Origin of the sequence: Actinomyces oris, from assembly GCF_006546825.1 — a bacterium.
GTDB classification, from domain to species: Bacteria; Actinomycetota; Actinomycetes; order Actinomycetales; family Actinomycetaceae; genus Actinomyces; species Actinomyces oris.
In genome coordinates this window covers 37,372-56,711 of the sequence record NZ_VICC01000009.1, presented here as the reverse complement: position 1 = coordinate 56,711, position 19,340 = coordinate 37,372, and the positions used below count along the sequence as shown (strand labels likewise).

14 protein-coding genes and 1 rRNA gene are annotated in these 19,340 nt (G+C 68.0%); 11 read left to right on the top strand and 4 right to left on the bottom strand.

The window, feature by feature from the left end; all coding sequences use genetic code 11:
• Positions 1-37 precede the first annotated feature (37 nt).
• Positions 38-155 (top strand): 5S ribosomal RNA (gene rrf, locus FK267_RS12860).
• A 246-nt stretch (positions 156-401) separates the two neighbouring features.
• Positions 402-1,715 (top strand): threonine/serine exporter family protein, encoded by a 1,314-nt coding sequence (locus tag FK267_RS12855; protein WP_232622402.1) that lies wholly within the window; start codon positions 402-404, stop codon positions 1,713-1,715.
• Between the two features lie 105 nt (positions 1,716-1,820).
• On the opposite strand, the gene FK267_RS12850 is transcribed toward FK267_RS12855, so the two are convergent.
• On the bottom strand, positions 1,821-3,587 hold the full coding sequence (locus FK267_RS12850) for an aspartate:alanine exchanger family transporter (RefSeq protein WP_232622401.1): 1,767 nt from the start codon (positions 3,585-3,587) through the stop codon (positions 1,821-1,823).
• 305 nt (positions 3,588-3,892) lie between these two features.
• Between FK267_RS12850 and FK267_RS12845 the strand changes: the two genes are divergently transcribed.
• The 3 genes from FK267_RS12845 to ilvC are packed head-to-tail and all read left to right on the top strand — an operon-like array spanning position 3,893 to position 7,236.
• Positions 3,893-5,677, top strand: coding sequence for an acetolactate synthase large subunit (locus FK267_RS12845; protein WP_141407439.1), 1,785 nt, complete (start codon positions 3,893-3,895; stop codon positions 5,675-5,677).
• A gap of 5 nt (positions 5,678-5,682) precedes the next feature.
• Positions 5,683-6,195 (top strand): acetolactate synthase small subunit, encoded by a 513-nt coding sequence (gene ilvN / locus FK267_RS12840; RefSeq protein ID WP_003784785.1) that lies wholly within the window; start codon positions 5,683-5,685, stop codon positions 6,193-6,195.
• 9 nt (positions 6,196-6,204) lie between these two features.
• Entirely contained in the window at positions 6,205-7,236 is a 1,032-nt protein-coding gene (gene ilvC / locus FK267_RS12835; protein WP_075373901.1) for a ketol-acid reductoisomerase, read from the top strand.
• Between the two features lie 79 nt (positions 7,237-7,315).
• Here the strand turns inward: ilvC and FK267_RS12830 are convergent, their stop codons facing one another.
• Positions 7,316-8,575: an MFS transporter gene (locus tag FK267_RS12830; protein WP_141407438.1), complete on the bottom strand. Its 1,260-nt coding sequence runs from the start codon at positions 8,573-8,575 to the stop codon at positions 7,316-7,318.
• Complete coding sequence (locus FK267_RS12825) at positions 8,572-9,192, bottom strand: TetR/AcrR family transcriptional regulator (RefSeq protein WP_141407437.1); 621 nt, start codon at positions 9,190-9,192, stop codon at positions 8,572-8,574. The genes FK267_RS12830 and FK267_RS12825 overlap by 4 nt, the downstream gene beginning before the upstream one ends.
• A gap of 116 nt (positions 9,193-9,308) precedes the next feature.
• On the opposite strand from FK267_RS12825, the gene FK267_RS12820 reads away from it, so the two are divergent.
• On the top strand, positions 9,309-10,376 hold the full coding sequence (locus FK267_RS12820; RefSeq protein ID WP_141407436.1) for a 3-isopropylmalate dehydrogenase: 1,068 nt from the start codon (positions 9,309-9,311) through the stop codon (positions 10,374-10,376).
• Between the two features lie 67 nt (positions 10,377-10,443).
• Positions 10,444-11,103 carry a hypothetical protein gene (locus FK267_RS12815; protein ID WP_141407435.1) on the top strand — a complete coding sequence of 220 codons (660 nt, stop codon included), beginning with the start codon at positions 10,444-10,446 and terminating at the stop codon, positions 11,101-11,103.
• 34 nt (positions 11,104-11,137) lie between these two features.
• Here the strand turns inward: FK267_RS12815 and FK267_RS12810 are convergent, their stop codons facing one another.
• A complete protein-coding gene (locus FK267_RS12810) occupies positions 11,138-11,965 on the bottom strand; it encodes a gametogenetin (protein WP_141407434.1) in 828 nt (275 codons plus the stop codon).
• 86 nt (positions 11,966-12,051) lie between these two features.
• On the opposite strand from FK267_RS12810, the gene FK267_RS12805 reads away from it, so the two are divergent.
• The 4 genes from FK267_RS12805 to FK267_RS12790 all read left to right on the top strand — a co-directional run bounded on the left by FK267_RS12805 (position 12,052) and on the right by FK267_RS12790 (position 19,117).
• The gene (locus FK267_RS12805) at positions 12,052-13,227 is read left to right on the top strand and encodes a branched-chain amino acid aminotransferase (protein ID WP_004565326.1); all 1,176 of its coding nucleotides are present in this window, start codon (positions 12,052-12,054) and stop codon (positions 13,225-13,227) included.
• Positions 13,228-13,406: 179 nt separating this feature from the next.
• Positions 13,407-14,543 carry an LCP family protein gene (locus tag FK267_RS12800; RefSeq protein WP_141407433.1) on the top strand — a complete coding sequence of 379 codons (1,137 nt, stop codon included), beginning with the start codon at positions 13,407-13,409 and terminating at the stop codon, positions 14,541-14,543.
• Positions 14,544-14,618: 75 nt separating this feature from the next.
• Positions 14,619-15,926 carry a UDP-N-acetyl-D-mannosamine dehydrogenase gene (gene wecC / locus FK267_RS12795; RefSeq protein WP_075379399.1) on the top strand — a complete coding sequence of 436 codons (1,308 nt, stop codon included), beginning with the start codon at positions 14,619-14,621 and terminating at the stop codon, positions 15,924-15,926.
• On the top strand, positions 15,908-19,117 hold the full coding sequence (locus tag FK267_RS12790) for a bifunctional glycosyltransferase/CDP-glycerol:glycerophosphate glycerophosphotransferase (protein WP_141407432.1): 3,210 nt from the start codon (positions 15,908-15,910) through the stop codon (positions 19,115-19,117). The genes wecC and FK267_RS12790 overlap by 19 nt, the downstream gene beginning before the upstream one ends.
• Positions 19,118-19,340: the final 223 nt, after the last annotated feature.

Below are 19,340 nucleotides of genomic sequence, written 5' to 3'. Positions count from 1 at the left end.
ACCGCACCAGACAACGAAGCACTGCCCATGTAGTCGTCTCGGTGGTCACAGCGACAGGGAAACGCCCGGTATCCATCCCGAACCCGGAAGCTAAGCCTGACAGCGCCGATGGTACTGCACCCGCCAGGGTGCGGGAGAGTAGGACACCACCGAGCACAAACATCAACTGGCCCGGAACCGCCACGAGCGGCTCCGGGCCAGTCACTTATGCTCTCCCACCAACAAGACACTCAACACCACCTCACAACACCCCGCACTCCAGTATCTGAAACCGAGAGATACCTGGACCGAACTGACAGCGGGATGCGAAACGGTGCACCATTGTCTCTGTGACTCATAGCGACCTCCCTGCCACTCCATCGGATAACGGCCATGAACCGAGTCTCGATGCCGATCGGCTCATGCAACAGTCCGACGTCGTGCTGCACCTGGGACGGCTCATGCTCGCTGCCGGTGCCGGCTCCTACCGCATCAAGTCCTCCATGGCCAGAGCCGCTTCGGCTGTTGGGCTCGACCGCCACGAGGCGACCGTGACGATGACCGAGATCGTCACCTCCTCCTACGTCGGCAACCGTTTCCGTACCGAGGCCTGCGAAGTGCGTCGGGTCGGCGTCAACGTCGGTCGCTTAGAGGCGCTGCGCCGCATCGTCCACGACCTGCGAGCCCACGAAACCGTCGAGCACCTCGAGGCCAAGCTTCAACAGGTCGAGAAGATGCATGCGCGTTACAACGCCTTCACCAACGCGGCAGCCTCGGGTGTGGCCTGTGCCGGATTCTGCTTCCTCAACAAGGGCGGTTGGGTGGAGTGCTTGACGGTCCTCGTCGCGGCATTCCTTGGACAGTTCGTTCGCCGGCAGATGCTGGAGCGCCACTATCAGCACTTTTTCACCTGGCTCGTCTGCGGAGTTGCGGCCTCCGGCACCTACATGGGCATCGTGACAGTCCTGAACGCCACTGGCGCGGTGGCGGGAAACCACCAGGGCGGCATCATCTCGGCGATCCTCTTCCTCATTCCTGGTTTCCCCATGGTCACCGCCATGCTCGACCTGTTCCGACAGGACTTCTCCTCGGCCCTGTCACGCAGTGCCTACGTGCTCATGGTCATGGCTGCGGCCGGTGTCGCCGTCTGGACCGTGACCTTCGTCTTCCGCTGGGATGTCGCAGCGGCCAGCGGTAGCACTCTCGACGGTCCTCTTCTTTACGTGTTGCGGTGCTTCTGCTCCTTTATCGCCGCCTACGGATTCGCCATGCTGTTCAATGCAGGCGTGAAGGCCAGCATGCTGGCTGCAGTGGTCGGGGCTCTGGCCAATACCGGCAGACTGCTTCTCATTGACGTCTTCCACGTGCCATGGCAGCTCGCGGTGGGACTGGCCGCAGTCACGATCGGCCTGCTCGCCCAACTCTTCGTCTCCCGCGCCTCCCTGTCCCGGGTGGCTCTCTCCGTTCCCGCCGTCGTCATCATGATCCCCGGGGTCCCCTTCTACCGGGCCATTTCCGCGCTCAACACGCTCTCCGTGGACAAGCTTGGCGTCGACGTCGGCGAAGCCGCCACGAACCTGGCTGAGGTCTTCTTCGTCATCACCGCCATCGGTGTGGGGCTTGCCCTGGCGCGCATCATCACCGATCACAACTGGCGTCACGACGTTGCCACCTCCGGGCGTATCACACTGCCCCGCACACACGTTGAGGCGGTGGAGCAGCCTCTGGAGGACTGACTCTCGGTCCGTACTCGCCTGAGACGGACGATGGTGGCCCGCCGCTGACCTACAGCGACGGGCCACCATCGATGATGCGAGACCGGCGAGCCTGCGGTGCGCGGGTCACAGCCCGCCGAGGACCTGCGCAATGAAGATCTTGACGATCATTGCCACGGGGTAGACCATCGCGTACCCCAGCGCCACCCGCGGGTCGGCGCCGGTGCGCTCGTTGGCGAAGGCCAGAATCGCGGGCTGGGTCTGTGCGCCACCGATGAGGCCGGACAGGCGAGTGCCACCCATCTTGACGATCCAGCGCATGGAGGCGTAGATCCCCAGTCCGACGATGGTGGTGACGACGAAACCGGTGACGAAGATCCTCCACCAGTCGCCACCGGTGAAGGCGTGCGCGATCTCCCCGCCGGCCTTCGTGCCCGCCTGGGCCAGGAAGACCAGGAGCCCGAACTCCGAGAGCACCGCCGTGGCAGTGAAGGGCATGGCGGTCACGAACTTCCCGATACGGCCGATGCGCCCGAAGATGAGGCCGACCAGGAGCGTCCCGGCAGCCGATCCGATGGAGAAGGTCGCTCCGGTGGGGGTGAGGAACTTCCACTCACCGATGAAGATGCCCAGTGCCATCCCCAGGCCCAGCGCCACCGGGTTGATGGAGGACAGGCCGCGCGAGGAGTCGCCGAAGTATGTGGAGATCTCCTTCATGCGTCCGGTCGGGCCGACGACGCGCACCCGGTCTCCCTGCTGAAGCACCAGACCCGGGGTGCCCACCATGTCGACGTCGCCGCGGCGTACCCGCGAGATCGTTGCCCCGAAACGGCTGTCGATATCCAGCTCTCCGATGGTATGGCCGGCCAGCTTCGGGTCCGAGACCGTGATCCTGCGGAAGTCGAGGTACTTGCGGTCCTCGATGAGTGAGTGCGAGGAGCCGTGGCCCACCGCCTTGATCGCCTGGTTGACGGCGTCCTGGGTGCCGACGACGGTGATGAGGTCGTCCTTGTACAGCCGGTCGTTATTCTTAGGTCGGGTGATCGGCCCCTTCTCGCCCCGACGTAGACGAGAGAACCGCAGCTGTCCCGAGATGGTCTCGACGATGTTGCCCAGGAGTGGGCCGTCCTCGCGCTCCACCCGGATGGTGCGGTTGATGAGAGGGGAGGGAGTGTCCTTGTCGCTGCGCCGGTAGCGCAGCGCCAGCAGACAGAAGAACAGCATGCCGATGACACCGTAGAGGTAGGTGACGGCATAGGCGACGGTGGCGTCACCCGGTCCGGCCTTGTCTCCGGCCATGGCGGCGGCGTTACCGGCTGCGGCCAAGGCGGGCGTGTTCGTGACGGCACCGGCGAAGGCTCCCGCGATCATCGCCGCCTTGAGCCCGAGGAGACGTCCCACGCCCACGGCTGCCAGGGCCGCCACGCCCAGAATGCCCAGGAGGAGCGCCAGCGGTCCACCGGCGGTTCGGATGACGTGGAAGAAGTTCGGCCCTGACTGGATGCCGATGGCGAAGGTGAAGATCGCCAGCCCCAGGGTTCCCAGCTCCTTGGGAACCTCAATGGGGGTGGCGGCTGCCGCTCCCCAGGCCGCCAGCGCAATGCCGCAGAACAGTACCGCTGCTGCTCCGAGGCTGACTCCCTTGATCTTGACGTGCCCGAGCAACATCCCGGTGCCGACCAGGACGAACAGGACGAGCACCACGTTCCCGGCCAGATGGTGGAGGATGTTGGCGTGAGCCACCTTCCAGATCAACAGGGCGGTACTGCCGATCAGGAGGGCCGCTGCCGGGACGCGTATGCTCCCGCGCCTGGCGCGCCAGAGCAGCATTCCGGAGCCAACCATGAGCAGGACGATGACAACCGGGTTGTCTAACAGATAGTCCAGGACCATAGCCACGTTGCTAGTTCCGCCTTCCGAATCGCTGCTGAGAGTGACGCAGCGGTTGTTTTGTCAGGAGTAACAGCAGCATTGTGTCATCTCCGTCGGCGTCGATGACGTACCAAGGTCCGTGATTCCACGGGGGAGCGGATCGCGCCTCGCACGTGGGGATCCTCCATGTCGCCGACATGCCACCGGGTCCGTGATTCCACGATGTGAGATTGCCGCCGTCTCATTATGACTCTGTGCGGAGACTGATCTAACGTTCATTACCCGGCAGGTCGCCGGACAGTAGGCACGGAGAAGGAGAGCGAGCGATGACACGCGAAGACGCTCCCGCACGTCAGGACCACCAGGTCATGACAGGCGCCCAGGCTCTGGTGCGCGCGCTGGAGGAGCTAGGCGTCACAGACATCTTCGGGATGCCGGGCGGCGCCATCCTGCCCTTCTACGACCCCCTGCTCGCCTCGACGACGATCCGTCACGTCCTGGTGCGCCACGAGCAGGGCGCTGGTCATGCCGCCGAGGGATACGCCATGGTCACCGGTCGCCCCGGGGTGTGCGTCGCCACCTCCGGCCCTGGAGCCACCAACCTCATCACCCCCATCGGTGACGCCCACATGGACTCCGTTCCCATGCTGGCCATCACCGGGCAGGTCGGAAGCCGCGGAATCGGGACGGACGCCTTCCAGGAGGCCGACATCGTCGGGGCCACGATGCCCTTCGTCAAGCACTCCTTCCTCATCACCCGGGCCGAGGACATCGTCCCGTGCGTGGCTGAGGCCTTCCACATCGCCTCCACCGGACGCCCCGGTCCGGTCCTCATCGACATCTCCAAGGATGCCCAGGAGGGGCTCACCGAGTTCGCGTGGCCCCCGGTCCGGGACCTGCCCGGCTACCGCCTGCCGGGCAAGCCCAACCAGCGGCGCCTGGCTCAGGCCGCCGAGGTGATCTCCGCTGCCGAGCGACCCGTCCTCTATCTGGGCGGTGGCCTGAACCGGGCGCAGGTTCCCACTGAGGACCTCACCGAGCTCATCGAGCTCATCGGAGCGCCCTTCGTCACCACTCTGACCGCCCTGGACGTCATGCCCAGTGAGCACCCGCTCAACCTGGGGATGCCCGGAATGCACGGTACGGTGGCCGCCGTCGGGGCGCTGCAGCGGGCCGACGTCGTCGTCTGTCTGGGAGCCCGCTTCGATGACCGGGTCACCGGCAAGCCGGACACCTTCGCCACCAAGGCCTCGGTGATCCACGTCGACGTCGACCCCGCCGAGATCTCCAAGATCCGCACCGCCGACGTCCCGATCGTCGGGGACCTGGCCGACGTCGTTCCCGCGCTGAGCGCTGAGTTCCGCGACCACGTCGCCGCTGAGGGGCGGGTGGATATCGCCCCGTGGCGCCGTGAGATCGAGCGCATCCAGGCCACCTACCCCACGGGCTGGACCGACACCGACGACGGACTGCTCCAGCCCCAGGAGGTCATCACCCACCTCAACCGGGCGGCCTCCGAGGACACCATCTGGGTCACGGGCGTGGGGCAGCACCAGATGTGGGCGGCGCACTACCTCACCTTCCGCCGTCCGCACACCTGGCTCAACTCGGCTGGCGCCGGCACCATGGGCTACGGCCTGCCCGCCGCCATGGGCGCCAAGGAGGCCTGCCCCGACCGGCCAGTGTGGCTCATCGACGGGGACGGGTGCTTCCAGATGACCAACCAGGAGCTGGCCACCTGCACCCTCAACAACATCCCCATCAAGGTCGCCATCATCAACAACTCCTCGCTGGGGATGGTGCGGCAGTGGCAGACGCTGTTCTACGGGCAGCGCTACTCCAACACCGACCTGCATACCGGGGCCGGAACGAAGCGGATTCCCGACTTCGTCAAGATGGCCGAGGCCTACGGGGCCGTTGGGCTGCGGTGTGAGCGCCTGGAGGACCTGGACGACGTCATCGCCCAGGCCAATGCCATCAACGACCGCCCCGTCGTCGTCGACTTCATCGTCTCCGCGGACGCCCAGGTGTGGCCCATGGTCGCGGCCGGGGTGTCCAACGACGAGATCCAGCACGCCCGCGGCATGAGCCCGGTGTGGGAAGAGGAGTGAGCGCCGTGAGCGAGAAGCACACGCTGTCCGTCCTGGTGGAGAACAAGCCCGGCGTCCTGACCCGGGTCTCGGCGCTGTTCACGCGCCGGGGCTTCAACATCCACTCCCTGGCCGTGGGGCCCACCGAGCACGAGGACATCTCGCGCATCACGGTGATCGCCGACGCCGAGGGACTGGCCATGGAGCAGGTCACCAAGCAGCTCAACAAGCTGGTCAACGTCCTCAAGATCGTCGAGCTCGACCCCGACACCTCGGTCGAGCGCGAGCTCTACCTCATCAAGGTGCACGCCGATGACGCCAACCGCACGGCGGTGCTCCAGGTCGTCGACCTGTTCCGCGCCCACGTCGTGGACGTCGCCCCCACGTCGGTGGTCATTGAGACCATCGGCTCAGAATCCAAGGTCAAGGCTCTACTGACGGCTCTCCAGCCGTACGGTGTCAAAGAGATTGTCCAGTCCGGTGCCGTGGCGATCACGCGCGGCCCACGATCCATCACCGATCAACTCAAGGAGAAGTGAGAAGCAATCATGGCAGCTGAGAAGTTCTACGACGACGACGCCGACCTGTCCGTCATCCAGTCCAAGAAGGTCGCCGTCATCGGCTACGGTTCCCAGGGGCACGCTCACGCTCTGAACCTGCGCGACTCCGGTGTGGAGGTCGTTGTCGGCCTGCGCGAGGGCTCGGCCTCTGTGGCTAAGGCTGAGGAGGCGGGCCTGCCCGTCAAGCCGATCGCCGAGGCCGTGGCCTGGGCCGACGTCGTCACCGTCCTGGCCCCCGACCAGGTGCAGGCCACCCTCTACCGCGAGGAGATCGAGCCGAACATCAAGGCCGGCTCCGCCCTCCTGTTCTCCCACGGCTTCAACATCCACTTCGGCTACATCAAGCCGGCCGCGGACATTGACGTCGTCATGGTGGCTCCCAAGGGGCCCGGCCACACCGTGCGCCGCGAGTTTGAGTCCGGCCGAGGCGTGCCCGTGCTCGTCTGCGTGGAGCAGGACGCCTCCGGCACCGCCTGGGACCTCGTCCTGTCCTACGCCAAGGCCATCGGCGGTACCCGCGCCGGCGCCATCAAGACCACCTTCCGCGAGGAGACCGAGACTGACCTCTTCGGTGAGCAGTCGGTCCTGTGCGGCGGCGTCTCCAAGCTCATCCAGTACGGCTTCGAGACCCTGGTCGAGGCCGGCTACCAGCCCGAGATGGCCTACTTCGAGGTCTGCCACGAGATGAAGCTCATCGTGGACCTCATCAACGAGGGCGGTATCTCCAAGCAGCGCTGGTCCTGCTCCGACACCGCTGAGTACGGCGACTACGTCTCCGGCCCGCGCGTCATCACCCCTGAGGTCAAGGAGCACATGAAGGAGGTCCTGTCCGACATCCAGGACGGCACCTTCGCCAAGCGCTTCATGGACGACCAGGCCGCCGGCGCTCCGGAGTTCAAGAAGCTCCGGGCCGAGGGTGAGGCGCACCCCATCGAGGCCACGGGCCGCGAGGTGCGTTCCATGTTCGCCTGGCGCGCCGACGTCGACAAGGACTACACCGAGGGCTCCGTGGCCCGCTGAGGACTTGTGATCCGTTGACAACGGGCGGTGCCCCGATGACTTGACGTCATCGGGGCACCGCCTACGTCGTGCGACGGCACTACTGGGGTGAGGCGAGCCGGCGTCGCTGGAGGCGAACGGTGAGGGCTACCAGGGCCATGACCGCGCCCATGAGGCCCACGAGCAGGGCGGCGCCGCGTCCCGGGCCGATGCCGACGACGGCTCCCACACTGGTGGACAGCGACCGTCCGGGCTCCAGCAGGGGCTGGAGCACATGGTCCACCAGGACTCCGGAGCACAGGTAGGCCACCAGGTAACCCATCTGGGTGACCAGGCTGATCGTGCCCCAGGTGCGTGCCTGCCGAGTGTTGTCGACCTGCGTGCGCACCAGGACCTCCGCACCCGCCTGGGACAGGGGCAGGCAGGCGAAGGTGAGGAAGCCGCAGGCGGCCACCCACCAGGCGCCCGGCCCCAGGGGGACCAGCGCCATGGCGGCGCCGGTTCCGGCCAGCCCTGCGGCAAGCAGCGTCGTGGGCTGGGCGCTCTTCCAGGCCGTGACCAGGGCTGCGCCCACGAGCATGCCGGTGGCGGCCACCGTCTCGACCACCCCCATCTCGGCGGTGCTCACGGTGGGCAGGAGAATCGGCTTGATAAGAACCTGGATGACTCCGATGGCGAGGGTCGCCAGCGTCATGAGGACCACGAGGACGCGCAGGCCGGGGGAGGCGGTGATGGTCCTCCAGCCCGCCATGACGTCGTGGTCGTCACCGGGCTGGGACGCTGCGCGTTGCGAGGCACCTGCTGCCAGAGCCTGGCGCACTGTCATGGTGCACGCCACGGTGACCAGGCAGGTGCTGGCGTCCAGCAGCACGAGACCCTGGGGGCCGACAAGAGGCATGAGGAACCCCGCGGCGGCCGGCGCCAGCAGGTACTTGGCGGCAGAGGCGAGCTGGAGCAGACCGGAGGAGCGCACGTAGTCCTCCTCGGTCACCAGGTCGGTGACGCTGGCCCGCAGCGCCGGCTCGGTCAGGGCCGCCAGGCAGGAGGAGGTGACGGCTCCTGCGCAGATCCAGCCCAAGGATGGCCGGGGCGAGGACAGGGCCGTCAGGATGACGCCCAGCCCGAGAATCGAGCCGGCGTCACCGATCATCATCATCAGGCGGCGGTCGTAGCGGTCTGCGAGGACTCCGGCCAGGGGTGCCAGAAGAACAATGGGGGCGAAGGCGCTCATCTGGACGGCGGCCACTGAGGATGCCGTCCCGTAGGTGCGCAGCATGACGACGGCCAGGCCGAAGGCGCTCAGGCCCGTTCCCAGCGAGTTGATGAAGGAGCCCAGGACCAGCAGTCCGACGTGCTTCATGGCTCCGCCTTCGTCAGGAAGCCGAGGCTGCCGGGCTCGGCACCCAGGAGGGTCTCACTGGCCCAGATGAGGGTCTCCTGGCGGCGGGCGAGCTCAGCAGGGCTGGGCTTCATGATGTCCTGGTCCAGGAGGATGCCCGAGGCGCTCAGCAGCAGCTCGATGACGTCATGGGGACGCTCGGTGGTGAAGGTCCCCTCGGCCACTCCCTGGGTGATGACCTCGGCCAGGACCGGGGTGAGGTGCTCGATCATCGCCGTGATGGACAGCAGGTGGAACTCCGCGTTGCCCGGCGCGTGGAACTGGTCGACGAGCTCGGTCTCGGTGTCCACCAGCCTCATCGCGCTCATGATCGCTGCGAGCTTGTCGGCCGCCGGGGCCGATGAGGCGGTGATCTCGCGGGCCTGCTGCTCAACCTGGTGGACGATGCGCAGGACCAGGGCCTTGAGGATCTGCTCCTTGCTGGGGAAGTGGTAATAGAGCGTCCCCTTGGCGATGCCCACGATCCCCAGGATGTCCTCCATGGTCGTGGGTTGAAAGCCCTTGGTGGTGAACAGGGTGTGGGCGGCGTCGAGAATCTCCTCGCGACGTTGCGCGGCGGGGCGGTGGATGCGCGGCATGGCTCCTCCTTGGTGTGTCGGAAACAGACTAACCGACCGACGGTCGAGACGCGAGTGCGCACATCCGTCATGCGGACTCTTTGTCTCGCATCCTGATCCTGCCCTAAGGTGGCCCCATGACGCAGACCATCAAGCTGGCAGTAATCCCGGGTGACGGCATCGGTAAGGAGGTCGTCCCCGAAGGGCTCAAGGTCCTCGAGCGAGCGCTGGAGGGAAGCGGGGTCACGGTCCGTCCCACCACCTTCGACCTGGGGGCCGAGCGCTGGCACCGCACCGGCCAGACCCTCACCGACGAGGATCTCGAGGCCATCAAGACCCATGACGCCATTCTGCTGGGAGCTGTCGGCGATCCCTCCGTCCCCTCCGGCGTGCTCGAGCGCGGTCTGCTCCTGCGTCTGCGCTTCGCCCTGGACCACTACGTCAACCTACGTCCCTCGGTGTACTACCCGGGCGTGCCGACGCCGTTGGCCGATCCCGGCGACATCGACTTCGTCGTGGTGCGCGAGGGCACCGAGGGCCTCTACTGCGGTAACGGCGGCGTCGTGCGCCAGGGCACGGCGCACGAGATCGCCACCGAGGTCAGCGTCAACACGGCCTACGGGGTGGAGCGCCTGGTCCGCTACGCCTTCGCCAAGGCCCAGGCCAGGGCGGCCAAGCACCTCACCCTCGTCCACAAGCACAACGTGCTCGTCCACGCCGGCGACCTGTGGCGGCGCACCGTGGAGGCCGTCGGCACCGAGTACCCCGAGGTCACCGTCGACTACTGCCACGTGGACGCCGCCACCATCTACATGGTGACCGACCCCGGCCGCTTCGACGTCATCGTCACCGACAACCTCTTCGGCGACATCCTCACCGACGAGGCCGGCGCCGTGACCGGCGGCATCGGACTGTCGGCCTCGGGCAACATCAATCCCGAGAGGGCCTTCCCCTCCATGTTCGAGCCCGTCCACGGCTCGGCCCCGGACATCGCCGGTCAGGGCAAGGCGGACCCGACTGCCACGATCAGTGCGGTGGCCCTCATGCTCGACCACCTCGGGCTGCCCGAGGTCGCGGCGAAGGTCGAGGCCGGAGTCACTGCGGACATGGCCACTCGGCGCGGCGGCGCCCAGCGCTCCACCAGCCAGATCGGTGACGCCATCGCCGAGGCAGTGACGGCCGGGGCCGATACGTCATCGCTTTGAGACCCCACGGCCCTCATCGTGTCCGCAGCGTGATCGCAGTACGCGAGCGGGCCGTTACATTCCGAGTATGTCGCTACTCGGTCCCCGACGTCGGACAGCCGTTTGCCTCCTGCTCGCCGGCCTCACCGGCCTGTGCGGCTGCGACGTCCTGACCGACGCCCCACTGACCGACTCCGAGATGTCCGCCTTCCTGGCTGAGGCGGATTCGCACGCCACCCGATCGCGGGGACGGGCCTTCCAAGCGACCGCGGTGGCGGCAGCGGATCAACGCTCCGCCATCACGGAGGCCCTGTCGCTCTCCCGGGTCCGGAGCGATGCCGCCGCGGAGGCCGCGACGCTGGCCACCAGGGTCGGAGCTGTGGCGAGCGACCTGAGTCAGGCCGAGTCCACCGACCTTGAGGTCGCGAGGTCGGCGCTCGACCAGGCAATGCGGGGCGAGGACGTCGAGGCGATCACGACGGCGCTCACGAACCTCCGTCACGCCGTGGCTGCGGCCGAGTCCGCGGTCTCGGCCCGGCGCTCCTCAACCGGGCAGGACCAGGTGGCTGAGCCCGGGGAGGAGAGCCCGCCAGGAGGTCCTGGCAGGGGAGGGGACGGCGAGTCCGCAGGGGCGGACCGGCCGGGGGAGGGGGAGCCCGAGTCCTCCGCTCAGGTCGGCGCCCCGTCCGATAGCGAGCCATCGGGCCCCCAGGACTCCGCCGAACCGGCCCAGGGGCCGCCTTCTTGAGGGGAGCAGTCTCAGGGGCCGTGATGAGACGGGGTCATCCGGTGGCGGAGGCAGCCGGCGTCTCAGACCCGGGTGCCGCCTTCGTGGGCCAGCGGGACTGACCCGACAGGCCGTCCACGGCGACGCCGCGAAGGACGGCGTCCCACGCCGCCTCGTCGAAGACCCCCTGCTGACAGACCTGGGTCACCGACACGGCTGCGCCGTCGGCCGACCACACCCGCACGAAGGCCCTCCCCGCGACCCGGGAACCACGGAGGCTGGCGCTGAAGGCGGTGGCGATACCGGCATAGGGTGCGGAGCGGTTCGTCGCCGTGAGCTCCTCTCGACCGGTTTGCCGGTAGTCCGGGTAGGTCCCCGCCAAGGAGGCGGACCAGTGCTCGGACAGGGCGCGGTCATCGCCGCCGGAGACGAGCAGCGCCGCTGCGCTGGTCACCTCGGCGCTCACCTGGCATCCGGAGGAGGTCGAGGCGTAGGAGCGCGACCAGGATGCCTCCGGGGTTGACGCCGTCGCGGGCCCGGTAGGGGTGGTGCTCCCGTGCAGGGCGCTCGTGGCGGTCGGGGACGCGGTGGAGGCGGTGTAGCCGGGAAGGTCCGGGAAGCTGACCGTGAGCGCGGCTGCCGCCGTGGCCTGGGCGGTCGGCAGCGCGGTGGGCATCACCATCCGGGACGGAGCCGTCGAGGACTGCGAAGCCGTAGAAGGGGAGGTGGGCCCCGACACCGACCCGGCGAGCTGATCCAGGTCCACCTGTGCGCATCCGCTCACCCCGGTCAGGAGGACTGTGCCGGCCACCGCCGCCCGGGCGAACCGGGCTCGTGCACCCATTCGGCGAGTACTGACCGAGGGACGACGAACAGAAGTCATGGCCGGAACCTAGCTCTGAGCCCGCCCGCCTGCCAGCATATGGGAAGGTCGTGTCCGAGTTGTGGCCTCGGCGGTAGGGTGGACCTATGCCCGAGACAGACGCCACCTCAACCGACTTCGCATCCACCTCCTTGGCCCGCGCCGCCGAGGTCCCCGTCCCGCAGGCCGATGCGCTCGCCGGTCGATTCCCCCTGACCGCCAACCCCTCACCCCTCGCCGAGGACGAACGGGCAGCGGTCCTGAGGAGTCTCCACTTCGGTAACGCCTTCACCGACCACATGGCTCACGCCCGCTGGAGGCAGGGCGAGGGATGGGGCGACTACGGCGTCATTCCCTACGGCAGCCTCAGCCTGTCCCCGGCCGCCGCTGTGCTCCACTACGGCCAGGAGGTCTTCGAGGGCATCAAGGCCTACCGGCACGAGGACGGATCGGTGTGGACCTTCCGCCCCCGCTACAACGCAGCGCGCCTCAACGCCTCCGCCCGGCGCATGGCTCTGCCCGAGCTGGCGGAGGAGGACTTCGTGGCCTCCCTGGTGGATTTGGTGCGCGCCGACGCCGCCTGGGTGCCCTCAGGTGAGGGCGAGTCCCTCTACCTGCGCCCCTTCGCCTTCGCCTCCGAGGCCTTCCTGGGCGTGCGCCCCGCCGCTGTGGTGGACTACTACGTCATCGCCTCTCCCGCCGGCTCCTACTTCCCTCACGGCTTGGAGCCCGTCTCCATCTGGGTGACCACCGAGTACCACCGCGCCGGACGCGGAGGGACCGGGGCGGCCAAGACCGGAGGCAACTACGCCTCCTCCCTGCTTCCCCAGCAGGAGGCCTACGCGCAGGGCTGCGACCAGGTCTGCTTCCTCGACGACGTCTCGCAGAAGAACATCGAGGAGCTCGGCGGCATGAACCTCATGGTCGTCGACGCCGATGGGACCGTGCGCACACCGCGCCTGACCGGGACGATCCTCGAGGGCTGCACCCGCAGCGCCATCATCCGCCTACTGCGCGACTCCGGGCGGAATGTCGTGGAGGAGACCATCAGCCTTCAGGGACTGCTCGCAGACATCGAGTCGGGTCGGGTCAGTGAGGTCTTCGCCTGTGGAACCGCCGCCGTCGTCGTGCCCCTGGGGCATCTCAAGGGCGAGGGCTTCGACGCCCGCATCGAGGGCAGTGAGGTCACCCGGCAGATTCACGACCGGCTCACCGCCATTCAGACCGGCCGCGCCGAGGATCCCTACGGGTGGATGTATCAGCTCGTGCCTCCTCGTTCATAAAACCACCGACGATATTCCTTCTGAACGTCCAGAAAGATATTGTTTATGTGACGTGAAATGGTGACAGTGAGATTGCGGCGGTCTCAGTTGTATCTCATTTCATGAGCATTTTGCCCGGAATTCCTAAAACAAGGGGATTCCGGGCAAAACGCTCGAGAAATATGTGGTGCCATTGGCCCATGACTCAGTCCCTCCTACCAGAACCCGAAAGCAGTCCGATTGAAAAGGGCGATGCTGAAGCCGCCTCGTCAGGGGCCGACACGACCTCGGCGCGCGGTGCAGGCAGCGTCCTGCGCCGTCCCGGACGAGGATGGAGGATCGCCCTTCTTAGTGTCCTGGCGTTCTTCCTGGTTCTGACCCTGGCCACAGGAGGCCTGGCCCTGTGGGTGCGACACTCCATCGCCTCCGGCATCGAGTTCATCGCCGATCCCTTCGCGGGCATTCCCGCACGGGCCCCGCAGCAGAAGGTGGCCGCGGGCGAGGAACCGGCTGTCAACATCCTGGTCCTGGGGACCGACTCGCGCACCTCCGCCTCCGACCCCTCCCAGTGGAAGGAGGGGGCCCAGCGCACGGACGCGATCATGATCGTTCAGGTCAGCGGAGACCGGAAGACGGTCTCAGTCATGTCGATCCCCCGCGACTCATGGGTGGAGATCCCCGGTCACGGCCAGGGGAAGATCAACGCCGCCTACTCCTACGGGGGGCCCTCGCTGACGATCCACACCGTGGAGAACCTCACCGGCATCCACATCGACCACTTCGCGGTGGCGAACTTCGAGTCCTTCGTCGCCCTGACCGACGAGATCGGTGGGGTGCGCATCAACCTCAAGACGCCTCAGACACTCGCCGGCAAGGAACTCGGCGCAGGTGCCCAGGTACTCGACGGGCAGCAGGCCCTGGCCTACACCCGCGAGCGCTCCTCCCTGCCCAACGGGGACTTCGACCGCGTCAAGCGCCAGCAGACCTGGATGCGCTCCATCGTGAGCAGGGTCCTGACCAACGGCACCCTGAGCAGTCCCACGGCGCTGTACTCCTTCCTCAAGACCGCCTCGCGGACAGTCGCCGTGGACGAGTCCTTCACGCTCAACCAGATGCAGTCCCTGGCCCTGGAGACGCGCCACCTCCACAGCAACGACATCAGGTTCATGACCGTGCCGACCGCCGGTACGGGAACCTCCACGGACGGGCAGTCCATCGTCACGCTCGACGCCGACGTGGACACCCCCTTGTTCAAGGCCTTCGCCGAGGACCGGGTGAGCGCCTACCTCACCGAGCACCCTGACGCCGTCGAGCTGCTCCCCGCCACGGTGAACTAGAGGTACGGACACGTGGCTCACGGAGCAGCGTCCCCGGGGAGCTCCCCGGGGACGCGAACGAATGCATGGAGACTTATGACTGACACGACTGAAGTAGCTGACGTCGCGGTCATCGGGCTGGGGTACATCGGCCTGCCCACGGCAGCGGTCCTGGCCCGCGCCGGGCTCGACGTCGTCGGGGTGGACCGGATCCGGGAACGTGTCGAGGCCGTCAACCGCGGAGAGCTTCCCTTCCTCGAGGAGGGGCTGGCCACCGTGCTGGCCGAACAGGTCGAGGCCGGCCGCCTGCGCGCCCAGATGGAGACGCCCTCGGCACGGACCTACATCATCGCGGTGCCGACCCCGTCGACGGGCTCGGACCACGCGGCCGATCTGTCCCTGGTGGAGGCCGCTACCAGGCAGATCGCCCCTCGTCTCACAGGGGGCGAGCTCATCGTCCTGGAGTCGACCTGCCCGCCCGGTACCACTCGCGCCCTGGCTGAGGCGATCGGCTCGATGCGCCCGGACCTGTCCACGGACGGCAGCGGCGCACGGCCCCAGGTGCATCTGTCCTACTGCCCCGAACGCGTGCTGCCCGGGCGCATCATGACGGAGATGGTGACCAACTCCCGGGTCATCGGCGGCCTGACCCCCGAGGCGTCACGCCTGGCCAGAGACCTGTACGCCACCTTCTGCGCCGGCGAGCTGGTCCTGACCGACGCCACCACCGCCGAGATGACCAAACTGACGGAGAACTCCTTCCGTGACCTCAACATCGCCTTCGCCAACGAGCTGGCCCTTGTCTGCGAGCGGGTCGGGGTGGATGTCTGGGAGCTCGTCGACCTGGCCAACCGCCATCCGCGGGTGAGCATTCTGCAGCCGGGCCCCGGCGTGGGCGGCCACTGCATCGCCGTGGACCCCTGGTTCCTGGTGTCCAGCGCTCCGGAGGAGACCCGGCTCATCCGCACGGCCCGCCAGGTCAATGACTCCCGGCCGGCCCACTACGTCGGGCGCATCCTTGAGGCGATGGAGCCCTTCTCCTCGCCGATCGTGGCGGTACTCGGCCTGACCTTCAAGGCCGATGTCGATGACCTGCGCCAGTCGCCGGCGCTTGCGATCACTGAGCAGGTGGCCGCCGCTGCGCCCCATGCCCAGGTCCTGGTGGCCGAGCCGCACGCCAAGGAGCTCCCGGCGTCTTTGGCGCGGTGGGACAACGTGCGGCTGACCGGGTGGCGGCAGGCCGTCGAACAGGCTGATGTCGTGGCGGTGCTGGTTGGCCACCAGGAGTTCGCCGACCTTGATCCGCACCTGCTCGAGGGGCGCAGCGTTATCGACGCCACGGGGTTCTGGCGCGCCCGAGAGCCCCAGCTGACGGGTAGAAGGACATGGGCGGCAGGCGTCTGAGACGTCTCATCGGTGCGGCTGTGCGCGGCGTGCACCGGCCCCGACTCAGCGTCATCGTCCGAGCAGCGGGGGCCGGTCCTCACCTGGAAGGGGCCATCCGCTCCGTACTCAACCAGACCTTCAGGGACCTGGAGGTCCTGGTCGTCGTCGGTCCGGGGGCCGATGCGCTGAGCTCCGGTGAGCAGGTGGCCACCGGCCTGTCCGCCAGGGACCGGCGCGTCCGGGTCGTGTCCTGCGACCGGGACGATATCCGGGGCGCTGGCCCGGATGGCTGGCTGGATACCGCCCTGAAACGAGCCAGGGGAGGCCTGGTCACCGTTGTTGACGGTGGGGACGGACTTGTCGGCGGTGCCTGCCAGTCGATGATTGAGTGCCTGGAGCGGTCGGGCTCCGACGTTGTCGTCGCGCGCTCGCGGTCCTTGACACCGGCAACCGGGGCCGGGCCGGGGGCGGGACCTCCCCGCGCGCCTCGTCTCGCGCAGCCGCCGGCTCGGGTGCCCGAGGTGGTTGAGGAGCTGGTGGCCGGCGCGGTCATGGCGCGCCGAAGGCTGTGGGCACCGCCGAGACGGCCTCGAGTGCTCCGCGCCCCCGCCGTGTCACTGCCCGCCAGGGCCCTCGCGGTGCTTCTGGCCGCGACCCGGATGGACGTCCTGGATGAGGAGGTCTACACCTGGCGCGCAGGCTCTGCGGCCCGTGGCCTCAGTGCGGACACGGATCCCGTCGGCCTCCTGGCGGAGGTGGACGCTTTGGCGCAGCTGGCCGCCGACGCCCCGGAGGCGGTGCGTCGGAGCCTGGTCGCCGGACGCCTGAGTCGGGACCTGGTTCGTCTGGCCGAGGCCACTCACCGGGAGGGGCCCGACTTCTCCGGCAGGCTGCGCCGCATTGCGAGAAGGGCGCTCGCCGACGCCGACGACCTCGTGTGGGAGGCGGTCGGGCTGCTCGACCGACTCGTGCTGTGGCTCCTCATCCAGGACGAGCCGGCCGGCGCCGTGGAGCTCGAGGAGCTGATCGGCAGACGCTGCGAGGACCTGGGCCACCTTCCCCTGACCATCGAGGCGGGCACCGTGCGCCCCGAGCCTGCTCTCCTGGAAGGGGCCCCGGTGCCCCGCCGACTCACCGAGATCCGGGACGCCGACTTAAGACTGCACGTCGGTGTCGACGCGGTGCGCTGGCTGGGCCCCAGGACCCTGGAGGTGCGCGGATGCGCCTGGGTCTGGGGGCTCGACCCAGGCCTGATCGACCGCCCGACCGTCGAGGTGGTCGATGAGACCGGACGAGTTCGAGGCCGCGCCCAGGCTGATCGCTGTGAGGCCCCCCGAGCCGACCTGGAGGCCGGCGACCCGTGGCGCTCCTACCTCACCTCGGGGATCGTGGTGCGTCTGCAGGTCGAAGCGGGCCGCCCCTCCTGGTTCCGGGTGGTGACCCGCGTTGCCGGGCGAGAGGTGCGGGCATGGATGCCGCAACCGGCCGGCTCCAGCAGGAGGCACCTGGCGCCGCCGGAGACCGGGCAGCATCTGGAGGCGCGCGGTCAGCGGGGGCTGCTCCAGGTCGCCCCGGCGCCGAGTGGGATCCGGGGGAGCAAGGCGCGGCCCGGCGGGGAGATCGACGTCGTGCTCCTCTGCGCGCGTCTGGACACTGACGCAACGCTGGAGCTGAGCGGAACGGTGGCGCCGGCCCCGGATGGGCTGGATATCGTCCTGGGCGGCAGGGCCGCCGAGGCTCGGGCGATGACGGTGCCGGCCGTCCTGGCCCCTGGCGGCGGCTGGTCGGCAAGCATCGATCTGGCTGATCCCGACATCGAGCTGGCGACCTACTCGCTGAGCTGGAGCACCGTATCGCAGGACGAGCCCGGCAACCGGATCAAGGGAGCCTGCCTGGCCGGAGAAGGGATCGACGGTCCGGCCACCGAGGTTCCTATCGCCGCGGCGCCCACTAGCTGCGCGGCGGAACCCGATAGCGACGTCACCGGGGCGGATGCCGGGCGCCCGGCGCGCCGCGCGCGGCTCCTCACCCGCACGGACGGCTCCGTGGCCGTTGCTGTCATCCCTCCGCTGACTCCTGGCGTGCGCTCACGACGGGGCCACCGGCTCCTCATCGAGCGCGAGGCGGGCCCCCTGAGACCGGGAGTGTTCCTGGAGTCCTTCGGTGGACGCAGCGCGGGAGACAACCCGGCCGCCATCTGCGAGGACCTGGCGGCCCACGGCGTGGGAGCGCCCCTGTGGTGGTCGGTTGTTGACGGGACGGTTCGCGTGCCGGCGGGCGCGCGCCCCGTCGTCGTCGGATCCCCGCAGTGGGTGGAGGCGCTGCGCACCTCACGTGTCATCGTCACCAACGACCACCTCCCCTCCTGGTTCTCCAAGCGTGAGGGCCAGCACCTGCTCCAGACCTGGCACGGCACTCCGATCAAGAAGCTGTTGCACGATGCGCCGAGAGCCGTCACCCTGAGATACCGGCGACTCATGGACCGCCAGGTCCCTCAGTGGGACCTGCTGCTCGCCCAGAGCCCGCAGGCTGGTCGGCGCCTTCAACAGGCACTGGGATACCGCGGGCCGGTTCGGGTGGGGGAGTACCCCCGCAACGTGAGGCTGCTCGGAGGCGCTGAAGTACGGCGGCGGGTGCGCCACGAGCTCGGTATCGCTCCGGGACAGCCCGTCATTCTCTACGCCCCGACCTGGCGCGAGAGCCTGCGGCCCTCGACGGGTGCTGCCGGCTGCGCCGCCGCGCACGGGCCGGGACCTGTGGGGGCACTGGACGGGCCGTGTCTGGCTGAGCTCCTCGATGCGGTGGTCCTGATGCGCAGCCACCACATGAACCGGGCCGGATGTGTCCCAGGGATGATCGATGTCAGCAGGTACCCGGGTGTCGAGGAGCTCATGCTGGCGGCCGACATCCTGGTCTCGGACTACTCGAGCATCTTCTTCGACTTCGCTCTGACCGGGAAACCGGCAGTGGTCTACGCACCCGACCTGGCCTCCTACCGAGATGTCGAAAGGGGCCTGTACGGTGACTGGCCCCTGGGCTCGGGGCTGCCGGTCGCCGCCGACCACGATGAGCTCGTATCCCACCTGCAGCGGCTCCTCGGCGACATCGACGTCGCTGAGGGGCGCTACTCCCCACTGGAGGTGGAACCCGCGCCGATCCTGGACAACCTCATGTGGATCCGGGGATGGATCGCTCGTTTCCTGAGCTGATAAGCGACCGGAAGGGTGGATGAACGCCGCCTCTCAAAAGAACTGGAAAGAAAAATTGTGACGAGTGTGTGAGAGTGAGGGAAAGGTGAGACGGAACTCTCTGTGATATTCGACGGCGAACATCGGGTATTTCGGCGGCATATCGGTATCGCATCGATTCTATGACATCTTCGATTGTGGTTCTCGGGGTGGGGAATACTCACGGTGGTTTGTCCGGAGTGTT